We start from the raw sequence: 25,418 nt of genomic DNA on the forward strand, positions 1-25,418 counted from the left end.
GTTTGGGCGCCTTCACCGGCATCGGGCATAATTGCCTGTGAAACCTCCTTGCGCCGCTCTGCCGGGTTTTGCGGCTGGCGCTCCCCCCTTCAAGTTCGGAAACCCAACGTTATGACGCAGACAATCACGGTCATCCGCGGCGACGGTATTGGCCCGGAGATCATGGATGCCACGCTGTTCGTGCTCGACGCGCTGCAAGCTGGCCTGACCTACGAGTACGCCGATGCTGGCCTGGTCGCGCTGGAAAAGCACGGCGATCTGCTGCCCGAGTCCACCCTGGCTTCGATCACCAAGAACAAGGTGGCGCTGAAGAGCCCGCTGACCACGCCGGTCGGTGAAGGTTTCAGCTCGATCAACGTCGCCATGCGTCGCAAGTTCGACCTGTACGCCAACGTGCGTCCGGCCAAGTCGTTCCCCAACACCAAGTCGCGTTTCGCCGATGGCGTGGACCTGATCACGGTGCGCGAGAACACCGAAGGCGCGTACCTGAGCGAAGGCCAGACCGTGTCCGAGGATGGCGAGACCGCGTTCTCCGGCGCCCGCGTCACCCGCAAGGGCTCCGAGCGCATTGTGCGCTACGCCTTCGACCTCGCCCGCGCTACTGGCCGCAAGAAGGTCACTGCGGTGCACAAGGCCAACATCATCAAGTCGACCTCGGGCCTGTTCCTGAAGGTGGCACGTGACGTGGCGACGCAGTACCCGGAAATCGAATTCCAGGAAATGATCGTCGACAACACCTGCATGCAGCTGGTGATGCGTCCGGAACAGTTCGACATCATCGTGACCACCAACCTGTTCGGCGACATCATCTCCGACCTGTGCGCCGGTCTGGTCGGCGGCCTGGGCCTGGCCCCGGGCGCCAACATCGGTCTGGACGCGGCGATCTTCGAAGCCGTGCACGGCTCGGCGCCGGACATCGCAGGGCAGGGCAAGGCCAACCCGTGCGCGTTGCTGCTGGGCGCTGCGCAGATGCTGGACCACATCGGTCAGCCACAGAACGCCGAGCGCCTGCGCGAAGCCATCGTGGCCACCCTGGAAGCCAAGGACTCGCTGACCCCCGATCTGGGTGGCACCGGCAACACCATGGGCTTTGCCAAGGCCATCGCCAGCCGCCTCTAAGCATCGAAGCGAGCTGCAAAAAGAAAGGGCGCCTAGGCGCCCTTTCTTTTTGCTCGAGACTTGCGCGTAACCAGAATGCACAGGGAATCCGCTCTTACCGATTCCCCAATCCCGATTCCCGATTCCCGGCTCAGTTGCGCGATTGCAGCTTCGACAACAAGCGCAAGAACTCGATGTACAGCCACACCAGCGTCACCATCAGGCCAAACGCGCCGTACCACTCCATGTGCTTGGGTGCGCCCTGTTCCACACCGCTTTCGATGAAGTCGAAGTCCAGCACCAGATTCAGTGCTGCCACCACCACCACGAACAGGCTGAAGCCGATGCCGATCAGCCCCGAGTCGTGGATGAACGGAATACGCACGCCGAACAAGCCCAGCACGATGGTCGCCAGATACACCAGCGCAATGCCGCCGGTTGCCGCAACCACGCCCAGCTTGAAGTTCTCGGTGGCCTTGATCAGCCCACTGCGGTAGGCGAACAGCAGCGCGAACATCGTGCCGAAGGTCAGCAGCACCGCCTGGAACACGATGCCGTTGAAGCGCGCCTCGTACACCGCCGAAATCGAGCCAAGAAAGAAGCCTTCCACCAGCGCATACAGCGGCGCGGTGATCGGTGCCCAGGTCGGCTTGAAGCTGGTCGCCAGTGCGAACACCAGCCCGCCGATCGCGCCGGCAATCATGTACAGCTTGGCTGCAGGCAATGGCATGCCATCGGCACCGATCGACTGCGACCAGGCGAAAGCGGCGGTGAGCACGGCCATCAACAACAACGCACCGGTCTTGTTGACGGTGCCGTTGAGGGTCATCGCCTGGCCGTCGCGGGTGACGACCGAGCCGGAGCCAAGGTCGAGGAATGTGGATTCCCGAAGGGCAGGGTTGCCGCTACGCATGCGTGTTCTCCATGAAATGTAGGTGCTCGCCATGGTGGTGAGCGTTGTCGCGAGGATACCGGATCGGCGAATTGACGCAGAGTGATTGACAGCGAGGCCAATCGTTCCCAAAATAGCCGACCTTTCCAGCCTTCGGGATTGAAAGGTCCCGCCGGGGTATAGCGCAGTCTGGTAGCGCGCCTGCTTTGGGAGCAGGATGTCGGGGGTTCGAATCCCTCTACCCCGACCATTCCGAGCTTCTTGCGGCGTGGGAATGCAACGTTCGGTCCGGGCGCCCGTAGCTCAACCGGATAGAGCACCGGCCTTCTAAGCCGGCGGTTACAGGTTCGAGTCCTGTCGGGCGCGCCATCGGCGGTGCGGTAGGAAGTAGGTTTTCAGTGGTGGCTGTAGCTCAGCTGGTTAGAGTACTGGATTGTGATTCCAGATGTCGGGGGTTCGAGTCCCCTCAGCCACCCCACTGATTGCAGGAAATGTTGGACCCGACGCATCGCGGGGTGTTGCAACGAAGCAAAAATGCACATACAATGTGCGACCAGTTTCAGGGCCGTTAGCTCAGTTGGTAGAGCAGTTGACTCTTAATCAATAGGTCCAAGGTTCGAATCCTTGACGGCCCACCAAATAAAAGCACTTAGGCAAACACCTAGGTGCTTTTTTTTTTCCGGCACTGGAAACAAGAAGAGACGTCTCAAGGCAGGAACTGCGCGAGTTGTTCGCTTGCAGCGAATTCTCCTGCTGCGTCAGTTCAGCAGTTGCCTGATCAAGCTTGTTACTTGGCCGGCGCGAAGTCTGCTTGCATCGAATGCCTGGTGATCTTTGGCCTGCAGCCCAGGCTGGCAAACTCAAATGAGGCGTGATGTGTCCAGAGCAACGCGGCGCTCGATCCTCCAGCAGGTCGTGATCTTTGCAGTGGTCGGTCCTCCGCTAGGCGGAGTGCTGGGCTTTCTGCAGTGGGCGCGTTTAGATGGCGAGACTGCTTTTCTGATCGCAGGCTTGTCCTACGTTCTGGTGTTGCCGGTGATTGCTGCCGCTGGTGCGGGATTGGTGTGCGCGTTGACGTGCCGTCATCTGTATGGCGAGCGTGGGCCAAACCCCTTTGTCCAGATCGCAATCGGCGCGCTGAGCGGCCTGTTTTCGGCTGGGTTGGTCGTGTTGCTCACAGCGGTCATCGGCGGCTGGTCCATGGGCTCGGATCGCGATCTGATCCTGGCCTTGGTGCGAAGCGGGCTATGGGGCGGCGGCATCTGCGCATTGCTTGCGTGGCTCTTCAGGTCACGCTTGTCGCATACAACTACAACCGCGTAGTCGCTCAGGACAATGCGGTCAGCTCAGACGTCTGGCTTCGTTGCATGCGCGGGAACGCCAGCAAGAAGCGCGCACCTTTACCGGGAGCCGAACTCACTTCGACAAAGCCACCGGCCTGACGCACCGCGCTATACACCTGCGTCAAGCCAAGCCCGGCTCCTTTGCCTGCGTCCTTGGTAGTGAAATAGGCTTCGAATAACCGCGATTGCACACCTGCATCCATGCCATGGCCGCTATCGGCAACGGTGATGGTGACGTAATGCCCGCCCGGTTTGCTCAGGCTCGCGTCCTCGGCCGCCACGACGGTGTCGCCGGTTTCGATACGGATGGTGTCCCCGCTCTTGCAGGCATCGCGGGAGTTGATCACCAGATTCAGGATCGCGCGCTCCACCGTATGGCGATCGACCATGGCGCAGCATCCGCCTTCGCTGGTGCGCAACTGCAATTGCAACTCGGCGCCGATCACCTGTTCCAGCAATGGGCTCAGCTGTTCGGCCAATGCGGCAAGATCCACTGCTTCCGGGCTGTACGGATACTGGCGCGAAAATCCGACCAGCCGCTGCGCCATGACCGAGCCATGCTGAAGCGCCGCGTCGGCCACGCTCAGCAGCTTGGCATCGTGCGCATCGATCCTTGCGCGCTGTACGACCAGGTCGATGGCCGATGTCGCCGCCTGCAGCACGTTGTTCAAGTCGTGGACGACGCCTGCCAGCAATTGGCCGACCGCTTCGCCTTTCTGTGCCTGCTCGGAAATTTTCTCGGCCGCTCCCTGCGCGGCGCGCGCAATGTCCAGATCGCCTTCGATGCGCTCCTGCAGGTCGCGCAGGGTATGCAGTTCGGTCGATAGCGAATTTTCGCGCGCACGCGCCAGCATCAAGGCACCGGTGGAAAACTCGCGCTCGGCCTTGAGCATGGAATCCAGCGTATGGAACGCCGCCTCCAGCGCCCTGCGGTCGGAGATGTTCTTGCTCACCGCAAGAATCGCCTCGACGTTGCCAAAGGCGTCGAACAGCGGGCTGGTGACCACCTGCCAGGTCTGACGCACGCCGGCGAAGTTCACGCAGGCGGCCTCGAATTCCTGGATCAAGCCATTCGCGGAACCGGCGATCGCCGCATCGACCAGGCCCACGGCCTCGGGTGGCCACAGTTCGCGCCATGGCTGCGAGATGAGCTGGTCGGGATGGCTGACGCCGAGTCCGGCCAGCCCATTGACGTTGATTGCCGTGATCCGCCCATCGAGGTCGATCTCTTTGATGCAATCGCGGGACAGTGCCACGATCTGGCGATATCGGTCTCTCATCGCGACTGCTGCCTCACTCATCTAGATTTAACGGAATTTTCGCAAATCCTACCTTTACCGTGTACGAGTAAAAGTACGAGGCTTCGATCGTTGCGGCGATGCAAAGTTTAACGGTTCACCTCGCTTCCCGGGCAAAGTGCGTCCGCGATAGCTTGGACGATCGGCTGCGAAAGCCTGCGGGTCGGCTCCAGCCTATTGGGCTTAAGCCTATTGAAGGTGCGCTGCGGCATCACGACGCTTTTTCTTTGCCGGCATCCCTGCAACAATGCGCGGGCAAGCGCAGCATCGCGAAAGTGGCGGAATTGGTAGACGCACCAGATTTAGGTTCTGACGCCGCAAGGCGTGGGGGTTCGAGTCCCCCCTTTCGCACCAATGCAGTGCGGCCGTGAGTGTTCCGGCCGCTGCATGATCCGCAAAACCGGTTGTCCAGACGCGATCGACGCGGTTGTGCGCATTCCGCTGGCAGCGGCAGCCGTTATCGGCGAAACTACAAGGCTCGGCGGCTTTCTCGCCATCCGTCAACCCGCATCTTCCATCTCGTGCCGACGCTTGTGCTGTCGGTGGCAGGAGTCAACATGCAAGCATCGATCGAATCCACCGGCAATCTGGAACGCCGCCTGACCTTCACCCTGCCGCAGGAGCGTCTGGAGACGCACGTCGGTGGCCGCCTGCGCGAGATCGCGCGGACCGCGCGCATCAAGGGGTTCCGCCCCGGCAAGGTGCCCGCCAAGGTCATCGAGCAGCGTTTCGGTCAGCAGGTGCGTGCCGAGGCAATGGATGGTTTGCTGCGTGAGACCTTCGATTCGGCCGTGCGCGAGCATGCGCTGCGCCTGGCGGGCAACCCGCGCATCGACAAGGCCGGCGAGAGCGATTTCGATTTCGTCGCCACCTTCGAAGTGGTGCCGGACTTCGGCGACATCGATGTGACCACGCTGTCGGTGGTGCGCCATACCGCCGAAGTGACCGACGCCGACATCGACCAGATGATCGAGAACCTGCGTCTGCAGCGTCGCACCTGGAACCCGGTCGAGCGTGGTGCCCAGGTCGGTGACCTGGTGGCGCTGGAGACCTGGTCGCAGGCCGGCGACGAGCGTCTGCCCGCCGAAGGCGTGGAGACCGGCAGCAGCGTGCTCGGTTCGGGCGTGATGTTCGATCAGATCGAAAAGGGCCTGGAAGGTCTGGCCAAGGGCGAAGACAAGGCCCTGACCATCGACTTCCCGGCCGAGTGGCGCGTGCCGCAGCTCGCTGGCAAGACCGTGCAGGTGCACGTCAAGGCGGTCGAAGTGTCCGAGCCGGTATTGCCGGTGGTGGACAAGGAGTTCATCAAGAGCTTCGGCGTGAAGAGTGGCGATGCCGAGCAGTTCCGCGCCGACATCCGTACCAACCTGGAGCGTGAGCTCAAGGGTGCGCTGATGAATCGTCTGCGGCGCGAAGTGGGTGAGCAGCTGATTGCCGCCTATGCGCATGTGGAAATGCCGCCGCGTCTGGTCGAAAACGAAGCGCGTTCGATGCTGGCCCAGCAGGTGGAGCAGGTGCGCCGTAGCGGCCGCAACCCGGGCGAGATCCCGGCCGATGCCCATCAGGGTTTCATGGACGCGGCCGCCAAGCGCGTACTGGTCGGTCTGCTGGTGGGTGAGGTGGCCCGTCGTAACGAGCTGCGTCTGGAATCCAAGCGCGTCAGCGAAACGCTGCGTCTGATCGCCTCGACCTACGAAGAACCGGAACAGGTCATTGAGATGTACCGCAACGACCCCCAGTTGATGGGTGGGCTGCAGAGCCGTGTCATGGAAGAGCAGGTGATCGACTGGATTGCCGAGCGCGCCCAGCACACCGAGCAGCCGATGTCGTTCCAGGATGCGATCCGTCAGTAATGCGAGTCCCTCGCAAGAGCCCGCACATCCATGTGCGGGGATTCAACTAATAGACACAGGAGATTCCCCTCGCGTGGACAATGTAACCAGAGCCTTGAACCTCGTCCCGATGGTGGTCGAACAGACCAGCCGCGGCGAGCGTGCGTACGACATCTACTCGCGTCTGCTGAAGGAGCGTCTGATTTTCCTGGTCGGTCCGATCGACGACCACATGGCCAACGTGATCGTGGCGCAGCTGCTGTTCCTGGAAGCGGATAACCCGGAAAAGGACATCAGCATCTACATCAACTCGCCCGGTGGCGTGGTCACCGCCGGCATGGCGATCTACGACACCATGCAGTACATCAAGCCGGACGTGAGCACGATCTGCGTCGGCCAGGCTGCATCGATGGGCGCGCTGCTGCTGGCATCGGGCGCGGCCGGCAAGCGCTATGCGCTGCCGAACTCGCGCGTGATGATCCATCAGCCGCTGGGCGGCTTCCAGGGTCAGGCGACCGATATCGACATCCATGCGCGCGAGATCCTGACGCTGCGTTCGCGCTTGAACGAGATCCTGGCCAAGCACACCGGCCAGTCGCTGGAAACCATCGGGCGCGATACCGAGCGCGACAACTTCAAGAGCGCGGTCGATGCGCAGGCCTATGGCCTGGTCGATCAGGTGCTGGAGCGTCGTCCGGAAGAGTCGATCCAGCCGTCCTGATCGCCAGATGCCTGAAATTGCAGGAAAAACGGCAGGGTCGGGCTGGACGGATGTCCTCTCGACCCTGTGCTATTCTCGAAATCGAACCCCCGTGCATTGGGTGGGGTAACTGGGTAACAGAAGCATGAGCGAAGACCGCCAAGGTCGTTCCGGCGACAGCAACAAGATTCTCTACTGCTCGTTCTGCGGTAAGAGTCAGCATGAAGTCCGTAAGCTGATTGCCGGTCCCAGCGTATTCATCTGCGATGAGTGCGTTGAGCTGTGCAACGACATCATCCGCGAGGAACTCGAAGAGAAGGCGCAGTCGGCACGTTCCAGCCTGCCCAAACCGCGCGAGATTCTCGAGGTGCTGGATCAATACGTGATCGGGCAGTTGCGCGCCAAGCGCACGCTCGCAGTGGCGGTGTACAACCACTACAAGCGTATCGAGAGCCGCAGCAAGAACGACGAAGTCGAGCTGGCGAAATCCAACATCCTGCTGGTCGGCCCGACCGGTTCGGGCAAGACGCTGCTGGCCGAAACGCTGGCGCGCCTGCTCAATGTGCCGTTCACCATCGCCGATGCGACCACGCTGACCGAAGCCGGCTATGTCGGTGAGGATGTGGAAAACATCATCCAGAAGCTGCTGCAGAAGTGCGATTACGACGTCGAGAAGGCGCAGCAGGGCATCGTCTATATCGATGAAATCGACAAGATCTCGCGCAAGAGCGAGAACCCGTCGATCACCCGCGACGTGTCCGGCGAAGGCGTGCAGCAGGCACTGCTGAAGCTGATCGAAGGCACGGTGGCCTCGGTGCCGCCGCAGGGCGGGCGTAAGCATCCGCAGCAGGAATTCCTGCAGGTCGACACCAAGAACATCCTGTTCATCTGCGGCGGAGCGTTCGCTGGCCTGGACAAGGTGATTCAGCAGCGGTCCAACGATGCCGGCGGCATTGGCTTCGGTGCAAAGGTCAAGAGCAGCGAGCGCAAGCAGGAAGTCGGCAAAATTCTGGCCGAAGTCGAGCCGGAAGATTTGATCAAATTCGGCCTGATCCCCGAGTTCGTCGGCCGCCTGCCAGTGGTCGCCACGCTCGAGGAGCTGGACGAGCCGGCGCTGATCAAGATCCTGACCGAGCCCAAGAACGCCATCACCAAGCAGTTCAAGAAGCTGTTCGATATGGAAGGTGTGGAGCTGGAATTCCGCCCCGACGCCCTGTCTGCGATCGCCAAGAAGGCGCTCAAGCGCAAGACCGGCGCGCGCGGCCTGCGCACCATCGTCGAATCGGTGTTGCTGGATACGATGTACGAGCTGCCCTCGCAGGAAAATGTCAGCAAGGTGGTGGTGGACGAGTCGGTCATCGAGCACAAGTCCGAGCCGTATCTGATCTACCAGGCGCAACCGGCTCCGGCCAAGGCAGCGTCCGGCGACTGAGCCCCTGATGCCGCGTCTCCAGGCCTTGGCCTCGCTCGCGGATAAAGGGTTTCCGACCGCTACTTGCAAGACCTCGCCGATGGCCCCATAACGGGGCCATCGGCTTTTTTTACGCCCTATTTCCCGATTCCAGCGGAGCGCCCCATGGCCCAGTCCCAACCAGAAGTTCTCGATCTGCCAGTGTTGCCGCTGCGCGACGTGGTGGTGTTTCCGCACATGGTGATTCCGCTGTTCGTGGGTCGCGACAAATCGATGCGCGCGCTGGAAAAAGCCATGGAGGCCGACAAGCGCATCCTGCTGGTGGCGCAGAAGTCGGCTGAGACCGACGACCCGACCGCAACCGATCTCTATACCGTCGGCACGCTGGCGCAGGTGTTGCAGTTGCTCAAGCTGCCCGATGGCACCATCAAGGTGCTGGTCGAGGGCCTGTCGCGGGTCACGGTGGACAAGGTCGTCGAACTGGACGGCGCACTGCAGGGCCAGGGCATCGAAGTCGAAGCCAGCGATGCGCGCGAGCCACGCGAACTTGAGGCGATCGCGCGATCGCTGATGTCGCTGTTCGAGCAATACGTCAAGACCAATCGCAAGCTGCCGCCGGAGTTGTTGCAGACCTTGGCCGGTATCGATGAGCCGGGCCGTCTGGCCGACACCATTGCCGCGCATATTGGCGTGCGTCTTGCCGACAAGCAGCGCCTGCTGGAGATCACCGAAATCGGCGAGCGCCTGGAGTTGCTGGTCGGCCTGGTGGACGGGGAGATCGATGTGCAGCAGCTGGAAAAGCGCATCCGCGGCCGCGTCAAGTCGCAGATGGAAAAGAGCCAGCGCGAGTACTACCTCAACGAACAGATGAAGGCAATCCAGAAGGAGCTGGGCGATCTGGACGACGCGCCGGGCGAACTGGAAGAAATCGCCCGCAAGATCGCCGAGGCGGGCATGCCCAAGCCGGTCGAGACCAAGGCCAAGGCCGAGCTCAACAAGCTCAAGCAGATGTCGCCAATGTCCGCCGAGGCGGCCGTGGTGCGCAACTATTTGGATTGGCTGTTGGGGGTGCCGTGGAAGAAGCGTTCCAAGGTGCGCAAGGACCTCAAGGCTGCGCAGGACACACTGGACGCCGATCACTACGGTCTGGACAAGGTCAAGGAGCGCATCCTCGAGTATTTGGCCGTGCAGTCGCGCGTGAAGCAGATGAAGGGGCCGATCTTGTGTCTGGTCGGGCCGCCCGGCGTGGGCAAGACCTCGCTCGGGCAGTCGATCGCCAAGGCGACCAACCGCAAGTTCGTGCGCATGAGCCTGGGCGGTATCCGCGACGAAGCCGAGATCCGTGGCCATCGCCGCACCTATGTGGGTTCGATGCCGGGCCGGCTGGTGCAGAACCTCAACAAGGTGGGCAGCAAGAATCCGCTGTTCCTGCTCGATGAGATCGACAAGATGTCGATGGATTTCCGCGGCGACCCGTCTGCGGCGTTGCTGGAGGTGCTCGATCCCGAGCAGAACAATTCCTTCAATGACCACTATCTGGAAGTCGATCTGGATCTGTCGGAGGTGATGTTCGTCGCCACCTCCAACTCGCTCAACATCCCCGGTCCGTTGCTGGACCGCATGGAAGTGATCCGCATCCCCGGCTATACCGAGGATGAGAAGCTCAACATCGCCATGCGCTATCTGGTGCCCAAGCAGATCAAGGCCAACGGCTTGAAGCCGGAAGAGATCAAGATCGGCAGCGATGCCATCCAGGATATCGTGCGCTACTACACGCGCGAATCGGGTGTGCGTAACCTCGAGCGCGAAGTCGCCAAGATCTGCCGCAAGGTGGTCAAGGAAATCGCGCTCGCCGGTCCGCAGCCGGTAGTGAAAAAGGCCGTCGCCAAGAAGGGCAAGCCCAAGGCCCTGGTCGTGGTGAACTCGAAGAATCTCGACAAGTACCTGGGTGTGCGCCGCTTCGATTTCGGGCGCGCCGAAGAAGAGAACGAGATCGGCCTGGTCACCGGTCTGGCCTGGACCGAAGTCGGCGGCGAGTTGCTGCAGGTCGAATCCACGCTGGTGCCGGGCAAGGGCAATCTGATCCTCACCGGTCAGCTCGGCAACGTCATGAAGGAATCGGCATCGGCTGCGTTGTCGGTGGTGCGTTCGCGCGCTGAGCGACTCGGCATCGATGTGGACTTCCTGCAGAAGCAGGATGTGCACGTGCACGTGCCCGATGGCGCCACACCGAAGGACGGTCCCAGCGCAGGTATCGCGATGGTGACCTCGCTGGTGTCGGTGCTGACCAAGGTGCCGATCCGCGCCGATGTGGCGATGACCGGCGAGATCACCTTGCGTGGTCGCGTCTCGGCGATCGGCGGGTTGAAGGAGAAGTTGCTGGCTGCATTGCGCGGCGGCATCCGCACCGTGTTGATCCCCGACGAGAACCGCAAGGATCTTGCCGATATTCCTGCCAACGTGACGCGCGATCTGAAGATCGTGCCGGTCAAGTGGATCGACGAAGTGCTGGATCTTGCACTGGAGCGTCCGCTGGCACCGAAGAAGGCGGGCAAGGAGAAGGCCCGCAAGACTGCCTCGCGCGTCGCCGTGCGTGGCAAGTCCCGCACTACTCCGGGTACCCGCGTCAAGCACTAAAAGTGCTTGTCTAAACCCAGGCAAAACAAGCCAAAACCCGCGTCGTTATTGGGTTTTGGCTTGCGTGCGGTTGGGGGCGCTGGTATAAATGCACGACTCGTGGGCGCGGCAAATTGTGATGCGTCACGCGATACCACTTGTGTCGGGTTCTTCGCTAACGGCAAGAGCGCCGATTGTCGATTCCGCGGCATCTGCCGCAAAGGGAGTTTCAAGAATGAATAAAACCGAATTGATCGATGGCGTTGCCGCTGCCGCTGACATCTCCAAGGCTGAAGCCGGCCGTGCTGTCGACGCGGTTGTGAGCGAAATCACCAAGGCACTGAAGAAGGGCGAAGCCGTCACCCTCGTCGGCTTTGGTACCTTCCAGGTCCGCGAGCGCGCTGAGCGCACCGGCCGCAATCCGAAGACCGGCGACAGCATCAAGATCGCGGCTTCGAAGAATCCTGCGTTCAAGGCTGGCAAAGCCCTGAAGGATGCAGTAAACTAATCGACTCGCTAGGGTGCTTAGCTCAGCGGTAGAGCGTCTCCCTTACACGGAGAGGGTCGGGGGTTCGAAACCCTCAGCACCCACCATTAAGCACCAGGCAAACGTTTCAAGTGCGGAGCGGTAGTTCAGCTGGTTAGAATGCTGGCCTGTCACGCCGGAGGTCGCGGGTTCGAGTCCCGTCCGCTCCGCCAGTTACACCCGAAGCCCCTGAGCAATTGGGGGCTTCGTTTTCTCCACAGCATTCGCATTGCGAATGCTGTGGAGAGAGAAGTCCAAGTTTAAAGCGGAGCGGTAGTTCAGCTGGTTAGAATGCTGGCCTGTCACGCCGGAGGTCGCGGGTTCGAGTCCCGTCCGCTCCGCCAGTTATACGAAAGCCCTCGGCCTTGTGCCGGGGGCTTTTTTTTGCAGCATTGCCCGAGGTTACGCGTTTAATGGCGCATCGCGGCCGATGGCGTGGAGCATTGGGCTGGGTGCTCGGCGCCAAGCGCGTTACACTGCGCGGCTCGCCCACAGGCCGTGATTTGCCAATGCTGCAGAAACTTCGCGACAAGACGTCAGGCTGGATCGCTACCGCCATCCTGGGGTTGCTGATGATTCCGTTCCTGTTCGTCATCGACAACAGCTACCTCGGCGGCATTGGCGCCAACAACGTGGCCAAGGTGCAGGCGCCGCCCACATGGTGGAAATCGGCACCTTCCTGGTGGCCGGTGTCGCTGCTGTGGCAGCACCATGAAATCAGTACGCAGGATTTCCGCGCACGCTTCGAGCAGGCGCGTATGCAGGAGCGGCAGCGCCAGGGCGAGAATTTCGACCCGCGCACGTTCGAATCGCGCGAAAACAAGCTGCAGGTGCTCGATCAGTTGGTTGACGAGCAAGTCGTGCGTCTGGGTGCCGAAGATGCCGGCATCGTGATCGGCGATGCGACGGTGCGCGATTACATCACCGGCATTCAGGCGTTCCAGGTCGATGGCAAATTCAGCCCCGACCAGTACCGCGCCGCACTCGCACAAGGTACACCACCGCGCACGCCGGCGCAGTTCGATGCGTTGGTGCGCGACAGCTTGCAGCAGTCGGTGATTCCGCAGGCGATTGCCGAGTCGGGCTTTGCGACCAAGGCCGAGTTCGAGCGCCTGCTCAAGCTGATGGGCGAAACGCGCGACGTGGAGTTGGCGATGCTGCCCCCACCGGCCGCCGATACCGCGCCGGTCAGCGATGCGCAGATCAAGCAGTGGTACGACGGGCATGCGCAGGATTTCCGTCAGCCGGAGACCGTGACGATCGAGTACGTCGATATCAATGCGGCCAAGTTGCCGCCGGCAACCGCCGCCGACGAGGCGACCTTGCGCAAGCGCTATGAGGAAGAGAAGGGCCGCTTTGTCGAGCCGGACCAGCGTCTAGCCTCGCACATCCTGATCAGCGCTGGCAGCGACCCCGCCGCGCAGAAGGCTGCCGAGGCGAAGGCAGCCAAGCTCGCCGCAGAAGCCAAGCAGCCGGGCGCCGATTTCGCTGCATTGGCGAAGGCCAACTCGCAGGATCCGGGCTCCAAGGGGGCCGGTGGCGATCTGGGTTGGGTCGAGAAGGGCACGATGGTCAAGCCGTTCGAAGACGCGTTGTTCGCAATGAAGGCTGGCGATGTGGTCGGCCCGATCAAGAGCGAGTTCGGTTACCACGTGATCCAGCTGCGCGAGGTCAAGGGCGGCCAGGGCAAGTCGTTCGAGCAGGTGCGCGATCAACTCGCTGCCGAGCAGCTCAAGGCCGATGCCGACAAGGCGTTTGCCGATGTGAGCGGCAAGTTGGTGGATCAGGTCTACAAGAATCCCACCGCGTTGGAGCCAGCGGCCAAGCAGGTCGGTCTGCCGGTGCAGACGCTGGGCCCGTTCTCGCGTGCCGAAGCCAGTGGTATCGCCGCCAATCCGGCGGTGCTGCGTTCGGCATTCTCCGAGACGCTGGTGCAGGACGGCACGGTGAGCGACCCGATCACCATTGCGCCGAATCACAGTGTGGTGTTGCGCGTGACCAATCACAGCGCCGAGCAGGCGTTGCCGTTGGACAAGGTGCGCGACAAGGTGATTGCGGCGATCCATGCGGACCGTACCGAGAAGGCCGCCGCGGCGGCTGCCGATGCAGTGTTGGCGCGTGTGCAGAAGGGTGAAACGTTGCAGGCGCTGGCGGCCAGCGAGAAGCTGCAGGTACAGCCGATCCCGGGCCTGCCGCGCACTGCGCCGATCCCGACACCGGCGGCAAACCGCGCCATCTTCAGCGCGCCGCGCCCGACCGAAGGCAAGCCGTCGGTGGGCAAAGTGGAGCTGGACGGCGGGCGCTTTGCGGTCTTCGTCATCGCCAAGGCCACGCCAGGCGATCTGAAGCAAATGCCGGCCGAGCAGCAGACCATGCTGCGCGAACAGCTGAGCCAGATCGATGGCAACAACGCGGCGCAGGCGTACGTCAAGGAAATGCGCAAGCGCTACAAGATCCAGATCGAAGAGGCGCAGCTGTAAGGCTGTCTTCTTCAGCTGGTGAAGACGAGAAAGCCCGGGTGACCGGGCTTTTTCTTTGGGATATCGGTGTCGTGCCGTGGGGGCTGAGGTCTTGTAGGTGCGTTTGACGTACTCGGCCGATGTCTTCGGGTTCGGGGTCGATGGTGTGTCTGCTGCTTCAAGAGCGCTAGAAAGACCGCTCTCCAAGGCTGCCCACATCCTGACGAGCACGCGTGGCCACGCAGCAGTCGATTGAGCGGGTTGGCCCACTGCCGTTCGATTATTTCAACACGCCTGCTGTGTCGCCGGCAGCCTCGCAAGGACATTCAAGCGCACAGCAGCTGCTGCACCATGCAGTCCTTGATCACGCTGATGCTGGCTGTCTAGAACGTCATGCGAGCGACGGTGGCATGCGCGATGGTCGCTGCCGACCAAGTGGACCACTACGTAGTCTGCGTTGTGTCGGCTTAAGGCCTGTCGTCGAACGACAACACCATGCCTGGCTTCAGTACCGCACGCTTGTCCAGCCCATTGCTGGCGAGCAACGTCGCCACAGTCACGCCGTAGCGGCGCGCAATGGCCCAGGCGGACTCGCCGTTGCGCACCGTATGCGTACGCGCTTGCGCGTTCGACGTCCTGGCAGTCGTGGCGACCACCTTAGGCGCGGCATCGTTGGTCTCGGCAATCCTGCCCACATCAGCGGATGCGACGACGGCACCGGCCGAGCCTGGCTGTGCTGCCGCGACTGGGGCAAGTACATGCACCCCACTTGGCGCGGCACGTGCGCTGGCCAATGCCGGATTCAGCCGGGCGAGCAGCTGCGGCTCGATGGAGCGCTGTCCGGCCCAGGCGTTGAGGCTGGTGCCAACCGGCAATGCGTGTTCGGTCAGTACCGGAACCGGGCGGTCGAGCGAGGTCAGCAAGTTGCCTTGCTGTTGCGCGTGGTCGAGCACACAGGCGAGCGCGTGCAGCTTTTCCACATACTCATAGGTGACCTTGGACATGCCGGGAAGCTCGGACGGACGTGCGTTCTGCGCGTTCATGCCGGCCGTGCGCATCGCCTGCAGCACACGGTACTCGCCAGCGTTGTAGGCCATCAGCGCCAGGCGCCAATCGCCGCCGAACATGCCGTAAAGCGTCTTGAGATAACGTACCGCAGCGGTGGTGGAATCCACTGCCGAGAGGCGGCCGTCGTATTGCGCGCCAACCGGCACATGGTGGTTGCGCGCCGTGGTGGCGATGAACTGCCACAAGCCGGCCGGTCCGCTGCCATTGCGGGCGCCCGGGCGGTATCCGCTTTCCACAAAAGGAATCAGCGCAAACTCGGTCGGCATGTCGGCCTTGCGCAGCTCGTCGACCACGTAGCCGAACAGCGGCAGGACGTCCTGTGCATCGTCGGCCAGGCGGGCTGGTGCACGCGAGAAGTGCTGTTCCCAACGCGTGTCGCTGTGCTCGCTATCGCAGCCTGGATCTGCACGCCCGTCCAGAAACGACGAAAAGATGTCCTGGCCGTTGCGCAGGCTGGGTGCGACTGGCGGCGTCGTCGCGCTGGATGCGGGTGTGGGGCGGCTTGCGTCGGCGGGCGACGCGGCTGCTGGTGCAATGGCCGCACAGGCGGCCAACACTGCCAAAAGCAAGCGCCTCATGCGCGAAATTCGTCTTTCCAGCGCCGAAGTTCGGCGAAAACATCTACATCGGAGGAAAGTGCGCCAGATGCGCGCGCTGCGACTGCGGCGCGAATCTCGGGACTGCTGGTGCGTAGAAAAGGGTTGGTGGCCAGTTCACTCTTGAGCGAAATCGGCAGGGTAGGACGGGCTGCTTGACGCATGGCCTGGGCTTCCTGTTGACGGCGCTGCAAGGCAGCGTTGGTGGGATCGACGTGCAGCGCGAAGGACGCGTTGGCCAACGTATATTCGTGGCCGCAACACACAAGCGTTTCGCCGGGCAGAGAGGCCAGGCGTTGCAACGAGTCGAACATCTGAGGAGCGGTACCTTCGAACATCCGCCCACAGCCTAGGCTGAACAGCGTATCACCGCTGAACAGATGCTCGTCGGTGACAAAGGCGATGTGGCTGCGGGTGTGGCCCGGCACCTCAAGCACTTCAAAGCCCATGCCAAGCAGGGTCAAGCGCTCGCCTTGTCCAACCTGGCGGGCATCGGCGGGACTGCGTTCGTCGGCAGGGCCGAACAGTTCCAGGTCCGGCCAGCGCTGCTGCAATGCCGCCACGCCGCCGATGTGGTCGGCATGGTGGTGGGTGAGCAACACGGCGCTGGGAGTGAATCCTTCGCGCTCTGCCGCAGCGAACACCGGCTCTGCCTGACCGGGGTCGACGATGACAGAGCGGCCATCCGCAGCGACCAGCGCCCAGATGTAGTTGTCTTCGAATGCGGGCAGGGCGGTCAGTCGCATAGAATTGGGACCATGCCTGCCACGCCCTTCTCCCGTCAAGCTGGCGTCTCATCCTGGTTTGAAACAGGCGCGGGGCGCAGTCTGCTCCAGCTGGAGCGCCAAGTGGCGCTGGCGGCGCTGCAAACGCGTCCGTCGCAGCCCTGGTTGTGGCTGACGCCAACGACCGACCTGCCCCCGCGCGAGGCATTGCAGGGGCGTGGTTTGCGCTTGTATCGCAGCGCGGGGCGCTTCGCTGGCGATGCGCGTTGCGCGATGCCGTTCCCGTTGCCGGCCGAGAGCCTGCAGGCGATTGTGGTGCAGCATGCGGTGGTCGGCGGCGCGGCGGAATTTTTGGCCGAATGCGAGCGGCTGCTGATGCCCGGCGGCCGGCTGTGGCTGTTCACGCTCAATCCGATGAGCCCTTACCGCTTTCGCTGGGCGCGACGTGGTCCGGTCGCCTTGCGGCCGGATCGCTGGCGGTTGCTGGCGCAACGTGCGGGGCTGCAATGCGTGGACCAGGAACGTTACCTGGGGCCGATCTGGCGCACCGGAAGTGGCCCCTCCGGCCCTGGCCGCGCACCCTGGCGCGCCGTGTATTTACTCGAAGTGGAAAAACGTGCCGCCGCTTCGATCGGCCCGACCCCGATCGCGATGCCCTCGCGCTGGCCACAGCCCGTGGCCACGATCTGACGACTGACTACTTTCCAAACACCAGAAGCTGATGAAATCAATTGAAGTGCATACCGACGGCTCCTGCCTCGGCAATCCCGGGCCGGGCGGTTGGGCGGCCCTGTTGCGTTACAACGGCCGCGAGAAGGAATTGGCCGGCGGCGAAGCCACCTCCACCAACAACCGCATGGAGTTGATGGCGGCGATCATGGCGTTGGAAACGCTCACCGAGCCATGCCAGATCGTGCTGCATACCGACTCGCAATACGTGCGCCAGGGCATCACCGAATGGATGTCCGGCTGGGTGCGGCGCGGCTGGAAAACAGCCGGCGGCGACCCGGTCAAGAATCGTGAACTGTGGGAGCGGCTGCATGCGGCCACGCAGCGACACAACATCGATTGGCGTTGGGTGAAAGGCCACAATGGCGACCCGGATAACGAGCGCGTCGACGTGCTTGCCCGCAATCAGGCCATCGCCCAGCGCGGCGGCCTGGCAACACAATAAGCAAGAGGATTCATGCGTCAGATCATTCTCGATACCGAAACCACCGGCCTGGAATGGCGCAAGGGCAACCGCGTCGTCGAAATCGGTGCGGTGGAGCTGCTGGAGCGGCGCCCCAGCGGCAACAACTTCCATCGCTATCTGAAGCCCGATTGCGACTTCGAACCCGGCGCGCAGGAAGTGACCGGGTTGACCCTGGAATTCCTGGCCGACAAGCCCTTGTTCGCCGATGTGGTGGAGGAGTTCCTGGCCTACATCGACGGCGCGGAGCTGATCATCCATAACGCTGCGTTCGATCTGGGCTTCCTGGACAACGAATTGTCGCTGCTGGGCGACAACTACGGCCGCATCGTCGAGCGCGCCACCGTGGTGGATACCTTGATGATGGCGCGCGAGCGTTATCCGGGGCAGCGCAATTCATTGGACGCCTTGTGCAAACGTCTAGGCGTGGATAATTCGCATCGCCAGTTGCACGGCGCCTTGCTCGATGCGCAGATCCTGGCCGATGTGTATATCGCGCTGACGTCGGGCCAGGAGGAAATCGGGTTTGCCAGCGCCGATGCCGGTCAGAGCACCCAGGACGCTGACGGCATGATCAGCTTCGATCCGGCACTGCTGTTGCCGCGCCCGCGCGTGGCGGTGACTGCCTCGGAGTCGCAGGCGCACGAGGCGCGTCTGGCGCAGTTGCGCAAGAAGGCCGGGCGTGCGCTGTGGGATGCGCCGGTCGAAGAAACTGCCGCTGCCGGCTAGTAGCTACGCACCAGAATCGCGGTGATGTTGTCCGAGCCGCCGCCATCCAGTGCGGCGGCGACCAGGCATTCGACGCATTCCTGCGCGCTGCAATCGGCCTGCGACAAGGTTGCGGCGATGGTGGCGTCGTCGATTTCTTCGGTCAGGCCGTCGCTGCATAGCAGCAACTGCATCCCGGATTTGAGTTCGCCCTGCATGGTGGCGACATTGAGGTGGGCCGGGTCGGTCACGCCCAACGCCTGGGTCACCACGTTGCGATGCGGATGCGCGCGTGCCTGCTCGCTGGTGAGCGTGCCCTGCGCGATGAGTTCCTGCACGTAACTATGGTCCTGGCTCAGCTGTGCCAGCCGGCCGTCGCGCCACAGATAGGCACGGCTGTCGCCGACCCAGGCCACTTCGAAGCGCTGGCCCAGCACACGGGCGGCGACCACGGTGGTGCCCATCGGCAAGGTGTCGTTGCAGCGGCGCGAGGTCTTGATGATTTCTTCGTCGGCGATACGCACCGCCTGCGCCAGCGGGGTGCCGGCGCGCACTTCGCGCACGATGGTTTCGCGCGCCAACGCGCTGGCCACTTCGCCGCAGGCATGCCCGCCCATGCCATCGGCGACCAGCCACAACCCCAGCTCGCTGTCGCCGTAGTACGTGTCCTCGTTGAGGTCGCGACGCAGGCCGACGTGGGTGAGATGTCCGAATTCGAGCATGGGGCCGGGTCGCCAGAGGAAAGATGCGCCACCATCATCGCGGCCCGACCGGCCAGCGGCAACAGACTGCTTGCCGGTACTGCAGTGCGGGTTCACTCCGGGCCCGGATGGCGCCGTGTGTCGAGCTTGCCCAGCCCGCTTGTGGCTTGGCGCCTGTGCCCGTATGATTCACGGCCCAGGGACACCGGGGACCATCTGGAGAGGTGGCAGAGCGGTTGAATGTACCTGACTCGAAATCAGGCAGGCGTTTATAGCGCCTCGGGGGTTCGAATCCCCCCCTCTCCGCCAGATTCGCATCAGCCCCCGCAAGGGGGCTTTTGTTTATGGGTCGCGGCCAGCCGGTGCGATGCCTACACTTCCACCTTTGCTATCCGTTGGAGGCATGACATGTCCGAGATTCTGGTGCCGGTGTCCTTTGGTGAGCTGCTCGACAAGATCGCGATCCTGCAGATCAAGTCCGAGCGCATCAGCGACCCTGCCAAGCTGACCAATGTGCGCAACGAGCTGTCTGCGCTGGAAATCAGCTGGATGGCGCATCCGGCCGCCGGTCACGACATCGTGCGTTTGCGTGCCGCGCTCAAGGCCGTCAACGAGCGGCTGTGGGTGATCGAAGACGACATCCGTCTCAAGGAGCAGGCGCAGACTTTCGACGATGCATTCGTGCAGCTGGCGCGCAGCGTCTATATCGAAAACGATGAGCGCGCGCGCATCAAGAAAGAGATCAACCTGGCGCTGGGTTCGTCGTATGTAGAAGAGAAGTCGTATCAGGACTATCGCGCCAAGGGTGTCTGAGCGCTGATGCTTTGCGCTGCCCCTAGGCAGTCGAGCAACGGCGCAGTGCGCGCCGCTTGCTCAAGCGATTGAACGCCTGTTTGAGCGGCCGTCCTTCGCCGCCTCTCAGCGTGGATGATCGGTGCGATAACGCTCGAAAGCAGCGATCGCATCGTCCACGGTGATCAGCGACATCACCTCGTCGAACTCGATCTTGATGCCCCATTTCAGCTGGTCGGCCGGCTTGCCCAGGTGTTTGCGGGCGGCCGCGTCGTAGCGGTCCACGCAATAGCGCACGTCCGAATACGGGCCGCTGCGCAACGGGTTGCTCGCCGCATGCAGGCCGAGCACCTTGGTGCCCATCGCATTGGCGATGTGCATCGGGCCCGAATCCGGTGTGACCACCAGATCGGCGCGGGCGAGCAGGGCGGGGAGCTGCTTGAGCGTGTCCTTGCCGACCAGGTCCAGCACCGTCGTGTGCGCGGCCGCGACGATGGCATCGGCGGTGCTGCGTTCAAGCTCGCTGCGGCCACCGCACAGCACGATTCGCCAGCCTTGCGCAGCGGCGTGATCGGCCAGCGCCGCGTGGCGGTCGGCGTACCAGTTGCGGCGCGCATGGCTGGAGCAGGGCGAAATCATCAGCACGGGGCGGCCGTCGTTATCCCACTGCGCGCGCGCCCAGGCATGCGCCTCGTCCGGCACTGGTAGATCCCAGCGCACCTGGGTCTGGGTCAAGCCGAGCGGCTGCGCGAAGCTGCCGATGGCGTCGAGCACGTGGATGCCGGGGCGGTCGGCGATGCGCTCGTTGACGAACAGGCCGTGCAGGTCTTTGGAGCGGCTGCGGTCGTAGCCGATCCGCCGCCGCGCCGGCACGAATGCCGACAGCACATTCGCGCGGAAGGCCACCTGCATCTGCAGCAAGGCATCGAAGCGGCCCAGCGGCGCCAGCGACTGGCGCAGCGCGCGCATGCCGGCCACGCCGGTGCGCTTGTCGTAGGCATGAAACTGCACACCGGGCAGGCCGTCGAGCAACTTCAGCCCGGCCTTGTCGATGATCCAATGCAGCTGGCTTGCCGGAAATCCCGCCTGCAAGGTGCGCACCAGCGGCACCACGTGGGTGACGTCACCCAGGGCGGACAGGCGCAGCAGGCATAACGAAGCGGGCGTAGAAGCCATGGTGTTGTTAGACTCGATAGATGGTTTCTTTCGACGCCACTGAAGCGCTGACGCCGTACCGCGAAGGCCGCGGTTATGGCGCCATTCTGTTCGACCGCGAACGGCTGCGGCAAGCCGATGCCACGCTGTTTTCGCCGCAACACTGGGGCGACAGGGCACGGCCGGTGGATGAGGGCGGGCGTGGCGGGGCGTGGTTTGTGGATGCGCCGTTCGGCCGCAGCGTGTTGCGCCAGTATCTGCGTGGCGGCATGGCTGCCCGGGTGAGTCGCGATCACTACCTGTGGAAAGGGGCAGGGCGCACGCGCAGCTTCGCCGAGTTCCGGCTGATGCGCGATTTGCTAAGCCGCAAGTTGCCGGTGCCGCGCCCGTTGGCGGCCTGCTACCTGCGCGAAGGATTGGGCTATCGCGCTGCGCTGTTGATGGAACGCCTGGAAAACGTGCGCTCGCTGGCCGATCACGCGCAGGTTGCCGGGCGTGGCGCGCCGTGGGAAGAGACCGGGCGGTTGATTGCGCGCTTTCATCGCGCCGGCCTGGATCACGCCGATCTCAACGCGCACAACATTCTGTTCGATGCCGGTGGGCACGGCTGGTTGATCGATTTCGACCGTGGCGTGTTGCGCATTCCGGCCACGCGCTGGCGCGAGCGCAATCTGGCGCGGCTGCATCGCTCGCTGTTGAAATTGCGCGGCACGCGCAGCCGCGAAGATGTCGACAAGGATTACGAGCGCCTGCATCGCGCTTACGAACTGGCCTGGGGCCGGGGCTATTGATGAACTGGGCGTTGCGTGTGCAGGGGGTCGGCAATGCGTCGGCGGTGGCGCTTGGCTCGCCGATGGCCACACTCGAGCGTGCCGGTGCGCCGTGGCTGACCATCGACTGCGGCAGCGAGGGGCTGACTGCCTACCAGGCCCATTACGGCCAGTTGCCGCAGGCGTTCTTCATCACCCATGTGCATTTGGACCATGTTGGCGGGCTGGAGCGGGTGTTCGTGGACAGCTATTTCTCCGAGCGGCGTGGGCGCACCCGCCTGTACGTGCCGGCGCCGGTGGTGCCGCTGCTGCAGCGGCGGATCGCCGACTACCCGAACGTGCTAGCCGAGGGCGGCGCCAACTTCTGGGACGCGTTTCAGCTGGTGCCGGTCGGCGATGCGTTCTGGCATGACGGCGTGCGGCTTGAAGTGTTCCCGGTGCGCCACCATTGGCCGGAGACCGCCTACGGGCTGCGGTTGAAGGGTGCGCTGGTGTGGAGCGGCGATACCCGGCCGATCCCGGAAATGCTGGCCCGCTATGCCGATGACGGCGAGCTCATCGCGCATGACTGCGGCGTTCACGGCAACCCGTCGCATACTGGCGTGGACGATTTGGAGCGGGAATACCCGCAGGACCTGTTGAGCCGCATGCTGCTGTACCACTACGCCAGCGACGCCGACGGCGACGTGCTTCGCGCACGCGGCCATCGCGTTGCAGTGCCTGGACACTACCTGGAGCTGGCGGAGCCGACCGCCGCCATGGTGCCCTGATGAGCGCCTTGCTGCTGCCGAATCAGATCGCCGCGCCGATGCAGGACCGCTATGGCCGGCCGCTGCGCGATTTGCGGCTGTCGGTCATCGAGGCCTGCAACTTCCGCTGCGGCTACTGCATGCCAGCCGATCGCGTGCCGGATGACTACGGATTCGACGCGCAGCAACGCCTGAGTTTCGATCAGCTGGAAACGCTGGTGCGCGCGTTCGTGTCGGTGGGCGTCACCAAGGTGCGTCTGACCGGCGGCGAGCCGCTGCTGCGACGCGACCTGCCGAGCTTGGTTGCGCGACTGACCGCCATCGACGGCATCGAGGATCTGGCGCTGACCACCAACGGCACCTTGCTGGCGCGTCAGGCGGTTGCCCTGCGTCAGGCCGGGCTGCGCCGTATCACCGTGAGCATGGATGCCTTGGATCCGGAGCTGTTCAGACGCATGAGCGGCAACCGCGGCGAGATCGCGCAGGTGCTGGCCGGTATTGCCGCTGCCGAGCAGGCCGGCTTCCAGCGGTTGAAGATCAATTGCGTGGTGCAGCGCGGCGTCAACGAAGATCAGGTGTTGCCGCTCGTGGAGCACTTCCGTGGCACCGGCCACGTGCTGCGCTTTATCGAATTCATGGATGTAGGTAGCTGCAATGGCTGGACGCCGGATGCGGTGGTGACCTCAGCGCAATTGCACGAACGCATCCACGCACGCTGGCCGCTGGCGCCGCTGGATGCCAATTACACCGGCGAAGTAGCGCAACGGCATGCCTTTGCCGACGGCGCGGGCGAGGTGGGTTTCGTCAGTTCGGTCAGCGTGCCGTTTTGCGGCGATTGCCAGCGCGCACGCGTGTCGGCCGATGGGCAGTTGTATACCTGCCTGTTTGCTAGCCAGGGCCATGACCTCAAGCCGGCGTTGGGCCAGGGCGAGCATGGATTGTCCGAACATCTGCGCGCGCGCTGGAGCATCCGTGGCGACCGCTACAGCGAGGTGCGTGCTTCGTCGAGGCCGCGCCGCGGCAAGCCGGTCGAGATGTTTTTGATCGGTGGGTGAGTGGTGGTTGTTTCATCAGGGCACCGCTTTCACCGAGAATGCCGCATCCTGAGCGCCTGTCATTGTGTCGTTTCCCATGCCCGCAAAAAGCCGTTCCGCACGCCTGACCCACCTGGATGACGCCGGGCTGCCCACCATGGTGGATGTCTCGGACAAGGCGGTTACCGCACGCAGTGCCACTGCCGAAAGTCGCGTGCGATTTCCCGCAGCCGTGGCCGCGCAGCTGCGTGCCAACGGCTTGCGCAGCGCCAAGGGCGGCATCGTGGAGACCGCAGTGATCGCCGGCACCATGGCAGTCAAGCGCACGCACGAATTGATTCCGTTCTGCCACCCGCTGCCGATCGATGCATGTCGCTTCGAGATCGACTGGGCGGGCGAACAGGTGCTGCAGATCAGCTGCACGGTGCGCTGCGTACACCGCACCGGGGTGGAGATGGAAGCGCTTACCGGTGCCAGCGTGGCGGCATTGACGGTCTACGACATGTGCAAGGCGTTGTCGCATGCAATGAGCATCGGCCCAACCAGGCTGGTGTCCAAACGCGGCGGCAAGCGCGATATCGGAGCAACGCGATGAGCGCGACAGTGACGGTGCTGTATTTCGCCAGCTTGCGTGAAGCGGCGGGCGTTGCAAGCGAGCAGGTGCACTCGGATGCGCAGGATTTGCGCGCGTTCTATGCCGAACTCGATAAGCGCCATGGCCTGCGCTGGACGCCGACGCAGCTGCGCGTCGCGGTGGATGGCGCGTTCGCACGCTGGGAGGACGAGGTGCGCGACGGCAGTGAAATCGTGTTTATTCCGCCGGTGTCGGGAGGTTGAGTGTGAGCGAGCGGACAACCGCCATCTTTGCGCTTTCTGACGTGCCGTTATCGAGCGACAGCTTGCGTGCTGCGCTGGAGCATCCGCATGCCGGCGCGTTCGCCAGTTTCGAGGGTTGGGTGCGCAACCATAACGAAGGCCGCGGCGTGGCCGGGCTGCGCTATGAAGCCTATGCCGCACTCGCGCAGGCCGAAGGCCAACGCGTGCTCGACGAAGCGATGAGCCGGTTTGCCATCGTCAACGCGCACTGCGTGCACCGCGTGGGCGAGCTGCGCATCGGCGACATGGCGGTGTGGGTGGGCGTCAGTGCGGCGCATCGCGGTGCCGCATTCGATGCCTGCCGTTTCATCATCGACGAGGTCAAGGCGCGCGTGCCGATCTGGAAGCACGAGCATTACCTGGAAGGCGATGCGGGCTGGCTGCATCCGGAAGCGCAGACGCGATGACAGCGTTGCTGCCGCTTTGCGAATACGCACACAACCATCGCCACATGGGCAGCCTGTTTTTTTGATTAGGGTGGTGTCCCCGCCGGTTGACCTCGGCGCCCGCGTCAATCGATACCGTTGCTGCCTTCCGGCCCTGGCGGGATTTTCGATCTAGCGTCGCGAGGGACCGACGGGGCCACCATAAGACGTGGGCCACTGGCGTGACCCTGGATCCATGCAATCGTGTTGCAGGATCATAAAACTGGCGGAGAGAGGGGGATTCGAACCCCCGAAGCGCGGTTTAGACGCTTACACACTTTCCAGGCGTGCTCCTTCAACCACTCGGACACCTCTCCGTACCTGCCGTCCGACTGGGTCAGCGGCAGGAGCGGGATTCTAGCCGCCGCGGGCGCGGTTAACAAGGCGAACGATCTCTGCGGTCGGGAGCATGCCGCCGATGTAGGCCCTCAGGTTAAGCAAACGCGCTTGCC

General features: G+C 63.3%; 24 protein-coding genes, 10 tRNA genes and 1 other RNA gene. 27 read left to right on the plus strand and 8 right to left on the minus strand.

Annotated features, from left to right (window positions below; translation table 11 throughout):
* The first annotated feature begins 111 nt into the window (after window positions 1-111).
* A complete protein-coding gene (locus tag NMB96_RS11625; RefSeq protein ID WP_006451741.1) occupies window positions 112-1,119 on the plus strand; it encodes an isocitrate dehydrogenase in 1,008 nt (335 codons plus the stop codon).
* A gap of 130 nt (window positions 1,120-1,249) precedes the next feature.
* On the opposite strand, the gene NMB96_RS11630 is transcribed toward NMB96_RS11625, so the two are convergent.
* Window positions 1,250-2,011 (minus strand): Bax inhibitor-1/YccA family protein, encoded by a 762-nt coding sequence (locus NMB96_RS11630; RefSeq protein ID WP_023902870.1) that lies wholly within the window; start codon window positions 2,009-2,011, stop codon window positions 1,250-1,252.
* Window positions 2,012-2,163: 152 nt separating this feature from the next.
* Here NMB96_RS11630 and NMB96_RS11635 point away from each other — a divergent pair.
* From NMB96_RS11635 to NMB96_RS11655, 5 genes are all read left to right on the plus strand, one after another.
* A tRNA-Pro gene (locus NMB96_RS11635) sits at window positions 2,164-2,240 on the plus strand.
* A gap of 42 nt (window positions 2,241-2,282) precedes the next feature.
* A tRNA-Arg gene (locus NMB96_RS11640) sits at window positions 2,283-2,359 on the plus strand.
* Between the two features lie 32 nt (window positions 2,360-2,391).
* Window positions 2,392-2,468, plus strand: a tRNA-His gene (locus NMB96_RS11645).
* Window positions 2,469-2,552: 84 nt separating this feature from the next.
* A tRNA-Lys gene (locus NMB96_RS11650) sits at window positions 2,553-2,628 on the plus strand.
* 226 nt (window positions 2,629-2,854) lie between these two features.
* Window positions 2,855-3,313 carry a hypothetical protein gene (locus NMB96_RS11655; RefSeq protein WP_255084917.1) on the plus strand — a complete coding sequence of 153 codons (459 nt, stop codon included), beginning with the start codon at window positions 2,855-2,857 and terminating at the stop codon, window positions 3,311-3,313.
* Window positions 3,314-3,317: 4 nt separating this feature from the next.
* Here the strand turns inward: NMB96_RS11655 and NMB96_RS11660 are convergent, their stop codons facing one another.
* Entirely contained in the window at window positions 3,318-4,613 is a 1,296-nt protein-coding gene (locus tag NMB96_RS11660; RefSeq protein WP_255084918.1) for a PAS domain-containing sensor histidine kinase, read from the minus strand.
* A 287-nt stretch (window positions 4,614-4,900) separates the two neighbouring features.
* Here NMB96_RS11660 and NMB96_RS11665 point away from each other — a divergent pair.
* The 10 genes from NMB96_RS11665 (at window position 4,901) to NMB96_RS11710 (ending at window position 14,196) form a co-directional block, all read left to right on the plus strand.
* A tRNA-Leu gene (locus NMB96_RS11665) sits at window positions 4,901-4,985 on the plus strand.
* A 203-nt stretch (window positions 4,986-5,188) separates the two neighbouring features.
* A complete protein-coding gene (gene tig, locus NMB96_RS11670; protein WP_205392213.1) occupies window positions 5,189-6,484 on the plus strand; it encodes a trigger factor in 1,296 nt (431 codons plus the stop codon).
* 73 nt (window positions 6,485-6,557) lie between these two features.
* The gene (clpP, locus tag NMB96_RS11675; protein WP_023902875.1) at window positions 6,558-7,184 is read left to right on the plus strand and encodes an ATP-dependent Clp endopeptidase proteolytic subunit ClpP; all 627 of its coding nucleotides are present in this window, start codon (window positions 6,558-6,560) and stop codon (window positions 7,182-7,184) included.
* Window positions 7,185-7,308: 124 nt separating this feature from the next.
* Window positions 7,309-8,595, plus strand: coding sequence for an ATP-dependent Clp protease ATP-binding subunit ClpX (gene clpX, locus NMB96_RS11680; protein WP_006451747.1), 1,287 nt, complete (start codon window positions 7,309-7,311; stop codon window positions 8,593-8,595).
* A gap of 144 nt (window positions 8,596-8,739) precedes the next feature.
* Complete coding sequence (lon, locus tag NMB96_RS11685; protein WP_255084919.1) at window positions 8,740-11,211, plus strand: endopeptidase La; 2,472 nt, start codon at window positions 8,740-8,742, stop codon at window positions 11,209-11,211.
* Window positions 11,212-11,425: 214 nt separating this feature from the next.
* Window positions 11,426-11,698 (plus strand): HU family DNA-binding protein, encoded by a 273-nt coding sequence (locus tag NMB96_RS11690; protein ID WP_006451749.1) that lies wholly within the window; start codon window positions 11,426-11,428, stop codon window positions 11,696-11,698.
* Window positions 11,699-11,709: 11 nt separating this feature from the next.
* Window positions 11,710-11,784 (plus strand) — tRNA-Val (locus NMB96_RS11695).
* 28 nt (window positions 11,785-11,812) lie between these two features.
* Window positions 11,813-11,889: transfer RNA gene (locus tag NMB96_RS11700), tRNA-Asp, on the plus strand.
* A gap of 94 nt (window positions 11,890-11,983) precedes the next feature.
* Window positions 11,984-12,060 (plus strand) — tRNA-Asp (locus NMB96_RS11705).
* A 165-nt stretch (window positions 12,061-12,225) separates the two neighbouring features.
* Window positions 12,226-14,196, plus strand: coding sequence for a peptidyl-prolyl cis-trans isomerase (locus NMB96_RS11710; protein WP_255084920.1), 1,971 nt, complete (start codon window positions 12,226-12,228; stop codon window positions 14,194-14,196).
* Window positions 14,197-14,642: 446 nt separating this feature from the next.
* Here NMB96_RS11710 and NMB96_RS11715 read toward each other — a convergent pair whose 3' ends face one another.
* Both NMB96_RS11715 and gloB read right to left on the minus strand, forming a co-directional pair.
* Window positions 14,643-15,821, minus strand: coding sequence for a lytic transglycosylase domain-containing protein (locus NMB96_RS11715; protein WP_255084921.1), 1,179 nt, complete (start codon window positions 15,819-15,821; stop codon window positions 14,643-14,645).
* Window positions 15,818-16,585, minus strand: coding sequence for a hydroxyacylglutathione hydrolase (gene gloB, locus NMB96_RS11720; protein ID WP_255084922.1), 768 nt, complete (start codon window positions 16,583-16,585; stop codon window positions 15,818-15,820). Before gloB ends, NMB96_RS11715 begins: the two co-directional genes overlap by 4 nt.
* A 12-nt stretch (window positions 16,586-16,597) precedes the next feature.
* Here gloB and NMB96_RS11725 point away from each other — a divergent pair, with 12 nt between their 5' ends.
* Genes NMB96_RS11725 through dnaQ form a run of 3 tightly spaced genes read left to right on the plus strand, consistent with a single transcriptional unit; the run spans window position 16,598 to window position 18,485 of the window.
* Window positions 16,598-17,254, plus strand: coding sequence for a hypothetical protein (locus tag NMB96_RS11725; RefSeq protein WP_006450175.1), 657 nt, complete (start codon window positions 16,598-16,600; stop codon window positions 17,252-17,254).
* A gap of 31 nt (window positions 17,255-17,285) precedes the next feature.
* Window positions 17,286-17,738 carry a ribonuclease HI gene (gene rnhA / locus NMB96_RS11730; RefSeq protein WP_255084923.1) on the plus strand — a complete coding sequence of 151 codons (453 nt, stop codon included), beginning with the start codon at window positions 17,286-17,288 and terminating at the stop codon, window positions 17,736-17,738.
* A gap of 12 nt (window positions 17,739-17,750) precedes the next feature.
* On the plus strand, window positions 17,751-18,485 hold the full coding sequence (dnaQ, locus tag NMB96_RS11735; RefSeq protein WP_006450177.1) for a DNA polymerase III subunit epsilon: 735 nt from the start codon (window positions 17,751-17,753) through the stop codon (window positions 18,483-18,485).
* Here the strand turns inward: dnaQ and NMB96_RS11740 are convergent.
* Window positions 18,482-19,186: a PP2C family protein-serine/threonine phosphatase gene (locus tag NMB96_RS11740; RefSeq protein ID WP_006450178.1), complete on the minus strand. Its 705-nt coding sequence runs from the start codon at window positions 19,184-19,186 to the stop codon at window positions 18,482-18,484. The two genes, dnaQ and NMB96_RS11740, sit on opposite strands and share 4 nt — an antisense overlap.
* A gap of 197 nt (window positions 19,187-19,383) precedes the next feature.
* Between NMB96_RS11740 and NMB96_RS11745 the strand changes: the two genes are divergently transcribed.
* Together NMB96_RS11745 and NMB96_RS11750 are read left to right on the plus strand one after the other, a co-directional pair.
* Window positions 19,384-19,474, plus strand: a tRNA-Ser gene (locus tag NMB96_RS11745).
* 99 nt (window positions 19,475-19,573) lie between these two features.
* A complete protein-coding gene (locus NMB96_RS11750) occupies window positions 19,574-19,978 on the plus strand; it encodes a DUF6165 family protein (RefSeq protein WP_104550703.1) in 405 nt (134 codons plus the stop codon).
* 105 nt (window positions 19,979-20,083) lie between these two features.
* Here the strand turns inward: NMB96_RS11750 and NMB96_RS11755 are convergent, their stop codons facing one another.
* Window positions 20,084-21,133: a glycosyltransferase family 9 protein gene (locus NMB96_RS11755; protein ID WP_255084924.1), complete on the minus strand. Its 1,050-nt coding sequence runs from the start codon at window positions 21,131-21,133 to the stop codon at window positions 20,084-20,086.
* 20 nt (window positions 21,134-21,153) lie between these two features.
* Here NMB96_RS11755 and NMB96_RS11760 point away from each other — a divergent pair, with 20 nt between their 5' ends.
* The 6 genes from NMB96_RS11760 to NMB96_RS11785 all read left to right on the plus strand — a co-directional run bounded on the left by NMB96_RS11760 (window position 21,154) and on the right by NMB96_RS11785 (window position 24,948).
* Complete coding sequence (locus NMB96_RS11760) at window positions 21,154-21,903, plus strand: 3-deoxy-D-manno-octulosonic acid kinase (RefSeq protein WP_255084925.1); 750 nt, start codon at window positions 21,154-21,156, stop codon at window positions 21,901-21,903.
* A complete protein-coding gene (locus NMB96_RS11765) occupies window positions 21,903-22,652 on the plus strand; it encodes an MBL fold metallo-hydrolase (RefSeq protein WP_168956936.1) in 750 nt (249 codons plus the stop codon). Before NMB96_RS11760 ends, NMB96_RS11765 begins: the two co-directional genes overlap by 1 nt.
* The gene (moaA, locus tag NMB96_RS11770; RefSeq protein ID WP_023902888.1) at window positions 22,652-23,686 is read left to right on the plus strand and encodes a GTP 3',8-cyclase MoaA; all 1,035 of its coding nucleotides are present in this window, start codon (window positions 22,652-22,654) and stop codon (window positions 23,684-23,686) included. The genes NMB96_RS11765 and moaA overlap by 1 nt, the downstream gene beginning before the upstream one ends.
* A gap of 76 nt (window positions 23,687-23,762) precedes the next feature.
* Window positions 23,763-24,260 carry a cyclic pyranopterin monophosphate synthase MoaC gene (moaC, locus tag NMB96_RS11775; RefSeq protein WP_023902889.1) on the plus strand — a complete coding sequence of 166 codons (498 nt, stop codon included), beginning with the start codon at window positions 23,763-23,765 and terminating at the stop codon, window positions 24,258-24,260.
* A complete protein-coding gene (locus tag NMB96_RS11780) occupies window positions 24,257-24,502 on the plus strand; it encodes a MoaD/ThiS family protein (protein ID WP_043888983.1) in 246 nt (81 codons plus the stop codon). Before moaC ends, NMB96_RS11780 begins: the two co-directional genes overlap by 4 nt.
* Window positions 24,499-24,948 carry a molybdenum cofactor biosynthesis protein MoaE gene (locus NMB96_RS11785; RefSeq protein WP_043888984.1) on the plus strand — a complete coding sequence of 150 codons (450 nt, stop codon included), beginning with the start codon at window positions 24,499-24,501 and terminating at the stop codon, window positions 24,946-24,948. Before NMB96_RS11780 ends, NMB96_RS11785 begins: the two co-directional genes overlap by 4 nt.
* Window positions 24,949-25,024: 76 nt before the next feature.
* Here NMB96_RS11785 and ffs read toward each other — a convergent pair.
* Window positions 25,025-25,121: signal recognition particle sRNA small type (ffs, locus tag NMB96_RS11790), an RNA gene on the minus strand.
* Window positions 25,122-25,190: 69 nt separating this feature from the next.
* Window positions 25,191-25,283: transfer RNA gene (locus NMB96_RS11795), tRNA-Ser, on the minus strand.
* Between the last annotated feature and the right edge of the window lie 135 nt (window positions 25,284-25,418).

This window comes from Xanthomonas hortorum, from assembly GCF_024339125.1.
Taxonomy (GTDB): Bacteria; Pseudomonadota; Gammaproteobacteria; order Xanthomonadales; family Xanthomonadaceae; genus Xanthomonas; species Xanthomonas hortorum.